Here is a 10896-nt window from a genome sequence, read left to right as displayed (position 1 = left end):
ATCAGCTCCCGATCACGCGTGTCTGCGCCGAAACCGGCAGCAGCGGCGTGCCGTTGGGGGCGCACAGGGCCTGGCTGTCCATCAGGACCAGCGGCTGGCCGCCGGAGGTGACGCGCAGCGCCGCGACCACCCACTGCGCGCTGACGCAGGGCGAGGGGCCGCCGGAGACGTTGAACGGGCAGCCGGCCACTACGTAGGGCGCGCTGATCGTCACCGTCGGCATGCCCCCGACCAGCACCCGCGGGTTGGGCTGGGTCGGGGAAGCGGTGCCGCCGTGGGCGCACAGCACGCTGGCGCCGGCGTGGAGGAGAGGGCCGGGCATGTCAGGTCTCCCGCCGGGCCGCCGCAAGGGAGGCCTGCGCCCCCATGGGGGGCCGCGAAGAGCGTGAGCGTGGGGGCTGTCTCATCTCAGGTCACCATCAATGCGCCGTTGTTGATCGTCACGCTGGGCCCCAGCAGCGTGATCGAGGCGCCCTTGCCGTTCTGGATGTAGATGCCGGTGTCGTTGACGATCAGCGTCGCCCCGGTGGCGCTCTTGAGCATGATCCCGCCAGTGGGGCCGGGGAGGTCGGAGATGGTCAGGCCGTTCTGCAGCGGCGTCTGGAAGGTGATCGCCGGCAGGCCCGGCGGCGTCGCCAGCGCCAGCGCAGGGATCTCGGCGGCGCTGCCCCAGAAGCAGCCGACCCAGATCGGAAATTCCGGGTTGCCCTGCTCGAACTCGATCCATACGCCGGAACCGATCACCGGCAGGGCGACCATGCCGTTCTGCAGCCCGGCGATCGGCACACAGGGCATGGCCCACGACGCCGGCGCCAGCCCGGCGACATCCGGCACCTGGACCTGCAGCCGGCCCTGCTGCATCGGGTCGATGTTGTTGAGCACCATGCCCCGGTACTTGCCGTAATAGCGTTCGCTCATGTCGGCACCCTCGGCGTGATGGAGATCAGCCCGTTGCGCGTCAGCTCGAAGTTCTGACGGAACTGGCCGCGGCGGATCGTGCTGGTGACGCTGCTCACGTAGTACAGCCCGTCGTAGGCGATGCCCGCGCCACGCACCCCCACCAGCCGGCGCGCCTTCAGCATGCGGCCATAGCGCAGCACGTCGAGTGCGCCGCGTCCGCTCACCGCGTCCTGCGAGTTCTTGGCCTCCGCCAGACCGGCCGAGATGGCCTGCATCGGGTTCATCTTGGCCGTCTGCTTCATCATCTTCAGGCGCGCCAGGGGCGCCGGCAGCAGGCCGAGGGGAGGCTGCAGCGGATTCAGGTTCGGGATCGGGATGGGGATCGGCGCCCGCGTGGCGGCGTTCTGGATGAAGACGACCGGGAGCACGCCCTTGGTCGGATCGAAGCTGAAGTTCAGCGACTCGACGTTGGTGTGGGCGTCCATGTCGACGTTGAGCGCGGGCTGGGGCGGACCGACCTTGATCTCCGGGCCGAAGTAGGCCACGTTGGTCATCGGCACCTCGCCCGGCTCGATGTAGAACACGTGGCCGATCTCGTCGGCGAGTTCGCGCAGGTAGGCGAGGTCGGTGCCCTGCTGCGCGGGGATGCGTTCGATCGGGATCGGCACGTCGGGGAACAGGGCCGGGATCGGCAGCGGGATGATGCCGAACGCGGCGTACTTGGCACAGATCAGCGCCACCCGTGCCTCGATCGGCATCGCCGGGTAGGGCAGGCCGCTGAAGTCGATCAGGTCCATGACCTTGGTGAGATCCTCGCCGGTCACGGTGATGCTGCCCGGCTGGCCGTCCTGGCCGGACTGGACCTCGACATGGGTGACGACGCCGTCGAACAGCGGCTGCGGCCGACCGTTCAGCGTCACGATCAGCACCACCCGCAGCGGGGGCGTGCCCAGGCTGGTGTTCTGACCCACGGCGACGAGGAAGATTGTGTTCAGCGCGGACTTGCTGTGGACGCGAAAGCGCAGCTGGAAGCCGCTCACCGAGCCGGCGGCATGCGTGACCGTCGCTTCGTCGAACGCGTCGATCAGCGCCGCAGGGACCGGCACGGGAACGATCGGGCCCATCAGCAGGCTCAGGTGCAGGGCGCTAGACATCCGTGCCTCCCGGTATGCCTGTGGGCAGGGTGATGCGGATGCGGCGGCCGAGCGTGGTGGTGAGCTCGTCCGGGCGCATCGCGCCGTTGCCGTCGCACAGGCGCCAGTACTGCTCGGCGTCGCCGAGGTAGCGGGCGGCGAGGTTGTCCGCCCGGTCGCCGACGGCCACGGTGTGATGTTGCAGCGTGGCGAAATGCTCGGGCGGCGGAATGAAGCGGCGGCGCACATAGGTGACGGACTCGCCGTCCGCGCCCGTCCAGTGCGCGGTGTCGAGGCCGTGGTAGCGGCTGTCGGGGGCGAACGCGGGCGAGGTCAGCGCGTTGGCCTGCATGAAGGCTTTCAGCGGATCGCTCATGGCAGTCCTCCTATCCCGAGGGCATCGAAGCCGAAGGTGGCGGCCTTGCCCGCCAGTCGCTCGCGCGACTGCAGGTAGGCCATGAACAGCCCGCCGCCCTTGTGATCGAAGCCGAGATCGTCCACCGACAGGCTGCGCAGGCCGAGGGTCACGGTGGCATTGATCGGGTTGAGCGAGGGGTCGAAGGCTTCCTCGACGATGGAGAAATCGGTGACGCGCACCGGCACGATGCGGTTGGCGCCCCACACGAACAGCACCAGCGCCGACTCCATCGGCGCGATCTCGAGCGTGCCGGCGGCAGCCAGCGCGCGCGAGGCGAGCAGATCGCCGGCGGCCGGATTGACGAGCCCTTCGAGCACCGCCAGTTGCGGCGCGATGCCGGCCTCGACGGTGGTGGCGTGACGATCGGGAAACTCGAGCTGGTCGGCCGCGTCGATCTCGGCCTCGATGCGGAAGGTCTCGACCGCCGGACCACGCAGGCGCAGCGCCTCGGCGCGGTCGACCGGCTCGCCCATGCCTTGCATCTGCAGGCTTCGGGTGAGCTTTTCCGGGTTGTATTGCAGCGCGATCACGCGCCGGACCTGGGTCGACTTCGGATCGACCAGCACCAGCCCGGCCTTGACCACGCGGGGGGATGTGGACAGGGTCATGGTGCGGCGTCCTCGTTGTCGCCGGCGCCGTCCGCTTCGGTCGGGGGGCGCGGAATGAAGTGCATGCGTACCGCTTCGGCGCGGGGGCGGGTGGCGGTGTCCAGATGGGCGGCGATCCAGTCCGTGTTCAATACCCGGCCTTCGAAGTCGCTCCAGATGCGTTCGTCGTGCGCGCAGCTGTAGCGCCGGCAGACGCCGGGGCGATGGGCATAGACGTCGCAGGCCCGGGTGTCGGCATCGTGGTGGACACAGTGGCCATCCTCGCGCTTGCGGATGAAGTAGGGTTGGCCGAGGTCCCAGCGCACCTGACCGGCTTCGATCTCCGGCACGCTCAGTGCGAAGTTCAGGCGGCAGCACACGGCCTGACAGATCGGCAGGCGGCTTTCGCAGTCGACACTGACCTCGGGGGCCGGTGCAGCGTCGTCCGCGTCGACACGGATGCGCGTGCCGGGGCCGAGCTGCTCGCCACGCGCGTGCAGTTCGTCGTTCGCGCGCTGCATCGCCGCGGCGAGTTCGTCAGCATCGATGAGCCCGCGTGCGAGCAGGGTGTCGGCCAGGCCATGCACGATGGCCTGCAGCTCGGCCAGGCGCGCGGCGTTCTCGCCCAGCGCGGTGTGGGTGAAGAGACTGCCGCGCTCGAGCTGGGTGCCCAGCTCGGCAAGCGCCGTGGGTAGCGAGAGGGGCGTGGGTGCGTTCATGGCGAAGCGCTGCGGTTGTCCATGTCGAGCCACGCCCGCCAGGCTGCGAGGCTGCGCTCGCGTGCGTCCTCGTCCGCGTCCCAGTCGTAGCTCCCCTGACCGGTCCATAAGGCGCGGAAGCGGTCCTCACCATCGGGGGTGGAAAAGCCGCGTCCCGGCACGAAGCCCATCTCCGCCATCAGGATGCCCTCGAAAGCGCGCTGGGCGTGCAGGCGGGTCTCTCCGTTGGATGAGGCCATCAGGTTCAGCAGCCCGGGCAGGGCGGGGCGGCCGATGGTGACGAGCTCGTTTGCGGCGGGTGTGCGGTCGACGTGCAGTTCGTCCGTGGCGGCGTCGATGCGCTTCAGTAGCTCGGCAACGCGCACCGCTCCTGGGCGAGGGCCTGTGCTGTCGTGGTGGGTGCTCGCGTTCATCAGCGCCCCCTCTACTTGGTGGGGGCGGTCGATGCGCCCGGATTCTTGTAGAACTCGTTGAAGGCCGACACGGCGCGGACGAAGGTGCGGGACGGCCCGCGATAGGCCTTCGCATGTTCGTTGGTGACCTTGCCCTTGGCGGGATCGCTGATCGTGAAGCCCCACTGCAGCGTCGCGAAGATGTAGCCGGTATCGGCCCCCTTGGCAGCCGTCTCGAACGTGAAGCGGCGTTTGCCTGAGGAGCCGGGGTAGTCCCACAAGGAGGCTTCCTTGACGGTCTTGCCTTGCTTGCTGCCGTCCTGGCTACTGGCTGCGTTCGGCCAGTAATCGCGGTAGTAGGGCGAGACGGCCGGATCCGCCTTCGATGTCCTCGGGTTCGCCAGTGCAGCGGAGTGGTCGACGAAGAAGCCAGACCGGAATCCACTGCCTTTCGTGGCCTTCGTCATCATCTTGTTGCGGTCCGCCTCGTCGCCGGTCCATTGATATTCCTTGCCGGTTTCCAGGTTCTGGTCGCGAACCACCTGCAGCAGGCGGATGTTCTTCGAGTCCGGCGCCTTGTCGCTGGCGGTGAACTTGATCGTGCCGCTCATGCCGTTCTTGGCGCCGGGGTGGGATTCGGTCTTGAGGTTGACGTCGAAGTGGCCGTCCCTGACCGAGTGCTTGCCCTTGAGGTCGCGCTGAATGTGCGGTGCCACGGCGCGCTGGATGCGCGCGGGGGACGGCCTCAGCACACGGTCGCGCAGCGCCAGCGAAGGCGAGGGCGGGTGGCCGAGGTGCGCTGCCAGCGCATGCGCCTCGCGCTCGGCGGCGTCGTCGGGACGGCTGACGCCCAGGGCAGCGCTTGGGCGGACCTCGCTGGCGCCCTGCTGCACCGTATGGATCGCCTCGTGTGCCAGCAGTTGCTGGCGTTCGTCCGATGGCAGCGCCGGGACCTCCCGCCCCAGATGCACGTCACGGCCCAGTGTGTAGGCGCGTGCGCCGAGGGCCTCGGCGGCAGCGGCCGAGGCGGGGCCGGCATGGATGCGGACGTGGCCGAAGTCGTGGCCGAAGCGCGCCTGCATGCGATGCTGCAGTGCGTGCGGCATCGATTCGGCCGACTCGCTGGCGGCGCGCTCGAGCAGGGGGGCGGGCAAAGGGGCGGCGGCCGTGTTGTCCTGCATAGCTTGGGCGGGGGCGTGGTGCTTCATGATTTCACTCCGCGCAGAATCGGGCCGGCGAGCGCGCGGCCGAGTGTTTCGGGCGGGGCGCCGCGGGCGACCCGCAGCGGTGGGGCCTTGATGCGGCTGCGGCCGACGATCCCGCGCAGTGCGGCAAGGGCGTCGGCTTCGCCGTTCGTGCCGAGCTGGCGCTGCAGTTCCGCTTGCAGTGCACTGACCAGTGCCTCGGCGTCCTTCGGGTCGATGCCGTGCAGGACCAGGCGGTCGATGTGGAGCACGAGCCGGCTCATAGCCACCCCCGCGTCTCGGCTTCGGATACCGGCTTGTCGCGCTTGGCGGCTTCGGCATGGGCCGCATGCAGCAGGTGCGCCATGCCCACGGCGGTGCCAGCCTCGGCGGCGAGGAAGGCGGCGGCGAGGGCGATGTTGCGGATCGATCCGCCCGGCACCGCGAGACGGGCGAGTTTCGCGTAGTCCAGCGCGTCGAGCGGCGTGGCCGATGGAAACACGCTGCGCCACAGGGCTTCGCGCTGGCGCTCGTCGGGGAAGGGAAAATGCACGACGAAACGCAGGCGGCGGGCGAAGGCATGGTCGAGCGCCGTCTTGTGGTTGGTCGTCAGGATGGCGAGGCCGCGATAGGCCTCCATGCGTTGCAGCAGGTAGCTGACCTCGATGTTGGCGTAGCGATCGTGGCTGTCCTTGACCTCGCTGCGCTTGCCGAACAGCGCATCGGCCTCGTCGAACAGCAGGATGGCGCCCGACTCCTCGGCGGCATCGAAAACCTGGCGCAGGTTCTTCTCCGTCTCGCCGATGTATTTGCTGACCACCGCCGACAGGTCGATGCGGAACAGCGCGAGTTGCAGGCTGTTGGCCAGCACCTCGGCCGCCATTGTCTTGCCGGTGCCCGAATCGCCCCAGAACAGCGTGGCGATGCCCAGCCCGCGCGCGCCGCGGCCAGCAAAGCCCCAGTCGTGATGGACCGTGAGCCGATGGCGCACGTGCGTCTCGATCTGCCGCAGGGCGTGATGCTGGGCGTCCGGCAGGATGAGGTCGTTCCAGCTCGCGCACGGCTCGATGGCCTGCGCGAGCGAGCCCATGGCGCTCGCCTGGCTGCGGCATGCGCCGCGCAGCCGGGTGGCCAGCACATCGTCGGGCATCGCCGCGGACCGTTCGGCAAGTGCCGCGATGCGGCGTGCGCTCAGCCGGTAGTGGCTGGCCAGTGCATCGAAGGCGGGGGTCGGGCTGAGGGTGGGGCGGTACGCGGCGAGCGCCTGCCGCCATAGCCGGCATTGGGCCGGTGCGTCCGGGTGGTTGACGGCGAAGGCTTCGGCGTCCGCGAACACGGGTGCGCGTCCAGCAATGCAGATCAGGCGACCGAACCCCTTGTTGCGGCCAACGAAGCGCTCGACCGTCGCCGCAGGGGCGCCCTCCGCGTGCGTGAGCAACAGCGCACTGCCGAGCAGCATGGCATCGCGCTGCCACAGGCGGGCGAGCGCGTCCTGATCCGTGGCGCTCGCCGGCAGGTCTGTTGCGCGCAGGCGGAACAGGCTCAGGCCGAGGCGCTCGGCGAGCGCCACGGCAACGTCCTGCTGGCCGTCGGGGTCGTCGCCATGGAAGACGATCGGGCCGGGCAGCCGACCGCGCTCGTCCTGCAAGGCGAGCAGGCGTTCGACCAGAAGGGCGTGCTCAGGGCACATCAGCGCTGGCGGGGACACCGGTTCGAGCAGCGGGGCCAGGCGGGCGTCGAGGGCACCGAGGCCGGCGAGGAAGTGCAGCACGTTCTCCGTAATGCGCAGCCGGCCGCCCGTCAGTCCGGCGCCGTCGTCGACCGAGAGCAGTTGCCATGTCCGTAGCGGACCCTGGGGCGCCAGCGCGCTCCAGTGCGGCTCCGGCAGTGCCGCCAATGCCAGGCCGAAGCTGGGCCAGGGGGCGGTCTGCCCCTGGGCCTCGGCGCAGCGTGCGGCGAGCAGGCCGTCCATCTCGCACCCGGCGCACAGCAGGACGACGTCGCGCTCGAAGGGGCTGAGGCCGAAGCGCTGCGCCAGCACGTCGATGGCCGGCGGCGCGGGCTGCCGGGCGCGAAGGGCGTCGGCTTCGACCTGCAGGCGATCGAGCTCGTCGGCGCGGGCTGGCTCGTCGCCCAGCAAGGCATGCAGGCGGGCGAACTCGAGTACCAACAGTCGCTGGTTGGCGGTGCTCCAGTCGAGGTCGAGCGGCGCGTTCATGTGATCGTCAGCCGAAGGTCGAGGAAGCGGGGTGGCACGACACTGTGGTCGATGATCGGGCTGTCGATGCCATCGACGCGAAGCCGGACGAGATGCGCGCCGGTCTCGGCGTTGTCGATGACGAAGTCGAGGGTGGCGGTCGGCGCGGTGTAGGCCTGAGGGGCGAGTTCGCGCTGGCCGACAATGAGCGTGGCGCGCTGCCCGGCGCGCAGCTCGGGCGTGAAGGTGATGGTGACGGTGGCATCGCCCGCCGGGTTGCGTGCCACGGTTTGCGGCAGGTTGGTGATGTCCGGGGCGAGGGTGAAGCCGAGGCGATTGCTGTCACGCGGGCGCGGCTCGCCCGCGCGCACGAGCCGCGCGCGTGCTTCATAGACACCGACCGGGAAATCGGCCGCGCGCGATGCGGGGATGCTGAACACCATGCGCCCGGATTCACTGGCGCCACTTGCCGGCAAGGTCTCCGCCACGGCGAAGCGTTCGCTGGCGAGCAGCACTTCGCGTGCGCTGCCATCCAGGTGGTGGCCCTGCAGGGTGACGGCTTCGCCCAGTCGTGCCGCGGGCTGGCCGGCAGCGGGCAGCACCGCCTCGAGTGCGGGCAGTGGCGGGACGAGATCCGGGGTCACCACCACGCCGCGTTCGCGCCCGGAAACCGGGTCGCGCTCGCCGCGTGTCAGCACCGGCAGGGGCGCGCGCGTAGACCGGGTCGCTTCGATCAGCACCACCGAGACCTGGTAGGCGGCGCTGGGCCGAAAACTCGACTGTGTCGCCGACCACAGGCGCGACACCTCCTCGGTGTCGATCGTCAGCGGCGTGATGCGCAACATCTCGAGCTGGTCGGTGAGGCCGCAGTCGGACAGTGCCCGCAGCGCCGGCGGCAGCAGTACGCCGACGTCAGGCGAGGGCGTCAGCGCGGCACGGATCATCTCGCGCGTGAGGACCGGGAACTCGTGCAGCAACTGCATCGCGTAGCCCAGCAGGATCTCCGCGTGGAGGTCGCCGCCACTGTAGGCAGAAAGCAGGTAGTTGAGGTCGAGCGCCAGCGGCGGGTTGCCGACCCGATGGCGTCCGTCCGGATCGTGGGCCGGGAGGCCGGCGTTGCGCCAGGCAGCGTTGGGTGCGACGCGATACAGGAACAGGTTGAGCTGGCTCGACTCGGCACCGTCGGCCGGCACGACGCGATCCGGTGCGCGTACGCTGACCGTGACCGTGTTGCCGATCAGTCCCGCCACGTTGTGGTTGACCAGTCCGTCGTTGAGCCGGTCGCGCAGCACGGCGGTGACCCCGGCGATGGCGAGCGCGGTGCTCATGCGCCACCCCGGTTGCGGCGATCGAGGTAGTCCTGGAGCGACATCGGCGCCGTGGCGGCGCGCTCGCGGGCCCTGGGGGTGGCGGCTTCCTGCACCGCCGTCACCTCGATGCGGCCGATGTGGATGTGGATTTCGTCAGTGGCCGCCGGACCAGCCTGACCGGGTTGCGGGCGAGCATCGAATGCAGACGACGCGCCTGGCACGCGCATTCCGCCGCCACGCGCCGGTTTCGGTGGCGCAGGCGCGATGCGCGACCACGTCCCGGCGCCAGGCGCGACGGCTGAAGCAGGCCGCGACGCCGGGTCCGAGACCTCCGGCAAGGGTGCGGCAGGCCGGGCAGTCGCTTGCCCGCTCGACTCGCGGCCTGGCGACCGAGCACCGGGTGACTGCGCTGGGGCGTCTGCAGGCTCTGTTGAACGGACGGGCTCACGCGCGATGGGGCCCAGCAAGGGGGCGGGAAGGCCCTGCGCGAGGTCGATGGCCGACGCTGCAAGGGTGCCGGCCGCATCGCGCTCGGATGCGGCGACGGATTCCCGCCGGCCCGTGTTTGCGCCAGCGTGGGCAAACAAGGCTTGCGGTGCGGCGATCGTCGTCGCGCCGGCCATCCGTACGCGTCCGGCTGTTTCGGCGCCGTCCGAAACCGCACGCGCTCCAGAAGAAGCGTCACGCGTTTCCTCTGGCGTCGCCAGCGACGGCGGCGCATGAAAGGGCAGGTGTGCGGGCGCATGCAGGCGTGGTTCGCGCGTCCCGCTGGCCCGTCTTGCCAGCCGGCTGAAGAGTCCTCCGCCCGATCCGCTCATGGCGTCACCCGTGCGAGATAGGCGGTCCGTCGCACGTCACCGAGGGCGAGGATCTCGTCCTCGCGCCAGCCGTAGCTGCTCGCCAGCAGATGAACCTCGTCGAGCAGCCTGCCGGCATGGGCTTCGATCTCCTCCCACAGGTAGCTGGCGATGTCGAAGGCGGCCTCGCCCGCATGCCCGCAGGCGGGACACCGGTAGTCCACCGCCAGATCGGCCCAGGGATCGGCTGCTTCGATGGCATGCTCCGCATGCACCAGCAGCTGGTCGATCATCGCGTTGTCCGCTGGCAGTCGCGCGTCCCCGGCGACACAGCCGAGGAGCAACTGGCGCGCGGCTTCGTCAGCGTCCGGGCAGTCGGCCAGCGCGGCCAGCTGACGCGCTCCGGGGCAGCGGAAGCGATGCCCCTCGACCTCGACCACATCGGGAACCGGCGTCATGGCCGGCAGTTGCGCAAGGTCGAGCTCGAAGCTCATGCGTTCCCCGCACGCTGGACAGTCGCTCCAGGCCGGGATCGCAGCGCCGAAACAGTCGCGCCGCAGCCGCATCAGCGCGGCATTGCAGACGCCCAGCGGCGCATCGGCAAGCGCGTCGGGCGCCAGACCCGGCTCGGCCACCGCGAACAGCAGCAGTGCGCGGTCCAGCGGATGACGCTGAGCGCCATGCTCCCAGACCGACAGCAGTTGTGCGGCGCTCAGGGCGGGCATGGTGATGCTCAGGCCGGTTCGTTGAAGCTGGGCTCGGTCGGTTCGCCGACCTCGTAGTCGCGCTCCCAGCCCTCGTTCTCGAGCTTGATCGTCTGGATCGCGACCGCGTTGGCGTTGGCATCGAGATCGGGCAGGGCCTGGTACTCCGAGACCCAGCAGCGATACACCTTGTAGGCGATCGCCAGCTGGCCGGCCTCGTTGTAGACCTCGATGATCAGGTCCTTGCGGAAGTCCTTGAGCGAGACTTCCGCACCGAGGCCAGAACCGAAGTTCCACACCTTGTTCGCCCACTGCTCGAACTCGCGGTCGTGGGTGACGCCGCGTTCGAGGGTGATCGCATCGAAGCGGGTGCGGCCCGGCGACTTGCGCGAGCTCGAAGGGTCGCCGCCCTCGCGGTGTTCGACCAGTTCGGTGCTGCGCTTGAGGGCGCCCACCTTGCTGATGCCGGCGACGTAGCGACCATCCCACTTGACGCGGAATTTGAAGTTCTTGTAGGGATCGAAGCGCTGCGCGTTGACGCTGAACTGTGCCATG

Annotated in this window: 14 protein-coding genes; all 14 read right to left on the bottom strand. The window is 69.8% G+C overall.

The window, feature by feature from the left end; all coding sequences use genetic code 11:
- Position 1: 1 nt before the first annotated feature.
- The 14 genes from C664_RS01985 to C664_RS01920 all read right to left on the bottom strand — a co-directional run bounded on the left by C664_RS01985 (position 2) and on the right by C664_RS01920 (position 10895).
- Complete coding sequence (locus tag C664_RS01985) at positions 2–322, bottom strand: hypothetical protein (protein ID WP_004252129.1); 321 nt, start codon at positions 320–322, stop codon at positions 2–4.
- Between the two features lie 86 nt (positions 323–408).
- On the bottom strand, positions 409–918 hold the full coding sequence (locus C664_RS01980) for a phage baseplate assembly protein V (RefSeq protein WP_004252127.1): 510 nt from the start codon (positions 916–918) through the stop codon (positions 409–411).
- Positions 915–2054, bottom strand: coding sequence for a hypothetical protein (locus C664_RS01975; RefSeq protein ID WP_038010520.1), 1140 nt, complete (start codon positions 2052–2054; stop codon positions 915–917). Before C664_RS01975 ends, C664_RS01980 begins: the two co-directional genes overlap by 4 nt.
- Positions 2047–2409 (bottom strand): hypothetical protein, encoded by a 363-nt coding sequence (locus tag C664_RS01970; protein ID WP_004252120.1) that lies wholly within the window; start codon positions 2407–2409, stop codon positions 2047–2049. The genes C664_RS01975 and C664_RS01970 overlap by 8 nt, the downstream gene beginning before the upstream one ends.
- Positions 2406–3059, bottom strand: a complete 654-nt coding sequence (locus tag C664_RS01965; protein ID WP_004252117.1) for a hypothetical protein — start codon at positions 3057–3059, stop codon at positions 2406–2408. Before C664_RS01965 ends, C664_RS01970 begins: the two co-directional genes overlap by 4 nt.
- A complete protein-coding gene (locus C664_RS01960; RefSeq protein WP_004252115.1) occupies positions 3056–3757 on the bottom strand; it encodes a YkgJ family cysteine cluster protein in 702 nt (233 codons plus the stop codon). The genes C664_RS01965 and C664_RS01960 overlap by 4 nt, the downstream gene beginning before the upstream one ends.
- Positions 3754–4170 (bottom strand): hypothetical protein, encoded by a 417-nt coding sequence (locus C664_RS01955; RefSeq protein WP_054963714.1) that lies wholly within the window; start codon positions 4168–4170, stop codon positions 3754–3756. The genes C664_RS01960 and C664_RS01955 overlap by 4 nt, the downstream gene beginning before the upstream one ends.
- A gap of 11 nt (positions 4171–4181) precedes the next feature.
- On the bottom strand, positions 4182–5357 hold the full coding sequence (locus C664_RS01950) for an eCIS core domain-containing protein (RefSeq protein ID WP_004252111.1): 1176 nt from the start codon (positions 5355–5357) through the stop codon (positions 4182–4184).
- Positions 5354–5605: a hypothetical protein gene (locus tag C664_RS20770; RefSeq protein WP_198291457.1), complete on the bottom strand. Its 252-nt coding sequence runs from the start codon at positions 5603–5605 to the stop codon at positions 5354–5356. The genes C664_RS01950 and C664_RS20770 overlap by 4 nt, the downstream gene beginning before the upstream one ends.
- A gap of 8 nt (positions 5606–5613) precedes the next feature.
- Entirely contained in the window at positions 5614–7551 is a 1938-nt protein-coding gene (locus C664_RS01940) for an ATP-binding protein (RefSeq protein ID WP_004252104.1), read from the bottom strand.
- Entirely contained in the window at positions 7548–8858 is a 1311-nt protein-coding gene (locus tag C664_RS01935) for a DUF4255 domain-containing protein (RefSeq protein WP_004252102.1), read from the bottom strand. The genes C664_RS01940 and C664_RS01935 overlap by 4 nt, the downstream gene beginning before the upstream one ends.
- On the bottom strand, positions 8855–9067 hold the full coding sequence (locus C664_RS01930) for a hypothetical protein (RefSeq protein WP_004252100.1): 213 nt from the start codon (positions 9065–9067) through the stop codon (positions 8855–8857). The genes C664_RS01935 and C664_RS01930 overlap by 4 nt, the downstream gene beginning before the upstream one ends.
- Positions 9068–9654: 587 nt before the next feature.
- On the bottom strand, positions 9655–10362 hold the full coding sequence (locus tag C664_RS01925) for a hypothetical protein (RefSeq protein WP_004252097.1): 708 nt from the start codon (positions 10360–10362) through the stop codon (positions 9655–9657).
- Positions 10363–10370: 8 nt separating this feature from the next.
- The gene (locus C664_RS01920) at positions 10371–10895 is read right to left on the bottom strand and encodes a phage tail protein (protein WP_004252095.1); all 525 of its coding nucleotides are present in this window, start codon (positions 10893–10895) and stop codon (positions 10371–10373) included.
- Position 10896 lies beyond the last annotated feature (1 nt).

It is taken from the genome of Thauera sp. 63, from assembly GCF_000310165.2.
Taxonomy (GTDB): domain Bacteria; phylum Pseudomonadota; class Gammaproteobacteria; order Burkholderiales; family Rhodocyclaceae; genus Thauera; species Thauera humireducens.
The sequence above is the reverse complement of the archived record's forward strand: the minus strand, read 5'-3'. Positions and strand labels throughout refer to the sequence as shown.

What these genes read in the sequence shown, in the direction of transcription:
- C664_RS01985 (WP_004252129.1), bottom strand. Translation starts at nt 322, where the DNA reads ATGCCCGGCCCTCTCCTCCACGCCGGCGCCAGCGTGCTGTGCGCCCAC.
- C664_RS01980 (WP_004252127.1), bottom strand. Translation starts at nt 918, where the DNA reads ATGAGCGAACGCTATTACGGCAAGTACCGGGGCATGGTGCTCAACAAC.
- C664_RS01975 (WP_038010520.1), bottom strand. Translation starts at nt 2,054, where the DNA reads ATGTCTAGCGCCCTGCACCTGAGCCTGCTGATGGGCCCGATCGTTCCC.
- C664_RS01970 (WP_004252120.1), bottom strand. Translation starts at nt 2,409, where the DNA reads ATGAGCGATCCGCTGAAAGCCTTCATGCAGGCCAACGCGCTGACCTCG.
- C664_RS01965 (WP_004252117.1), bottom strand. Translation starts at nt 3,059, where the DNA reads ATGACCCTGTCCACATCCCCCCGCGTGGTCAAGGCCGGGCTGGTGCTG.
- C664_RS01960 (WP_004252115.1), bottom strand. Translation starts at nt 3,757, where the DNA reads ATGAACGCACCCACGCCCCTCTCGCTACCCACGGCGCTTGCCGAGCTG.
- C664_RS01955 (WP_054963714.1), bottom strand. Translation starts at nt 4,170, where the DNA reads ATGAACGCGAGCACCCACCACGACAGCACAGGCCCTCGCCCAGGAGCG.
- C664_RS01950 (WP_004252111.1), bottom strand. Translation starts at nt 5,357, where the DNA reads ATGAAGCACCACGCCCCCGCCCAAGCTATGCAGGACAACACGGCCGCC.
- C664_RS01940 (WP_004252104.1), bottom strand. Translation starts at nt 7,551, where the DNA reads ATGAACGCGCCGCTCGACCTCGACTGGAGCACCGCCAACCAGCGACTG.
- C664_RS01935 (WP_004252102.1), bottom strand. Translation starts at nt 8,858, where the DNA reads ATGAGCACCGCGCTCGCCATCGCCGGGGTCACCGCCGTGCTGCGCGAC.
- C664_RS01930 (WP_004252100.1), bottom strand. Translation starts at nt 9,067, where the DNA reads ATGCGCGTGCCAGGCGCGTCGTCTGCATTCGATGCTCGCCCGCAACCC.
- C664_RS01925 (WP_004252097.1), bottom strand. Translation starts at nt 10,362, where the DNA reads ATGCCCGCCCTGAGCGCCGCACAACTGCTGTCGGTCTGGGAGCATGGC.
- C664_RS01920 (WP_004252095.1), bottom strand. Translation starts at nt 10,895, where the DNA reads ATGGCACAGTTCAGCGTCAACGCGCAGCGCTTCGATCCCTACAAGAAC.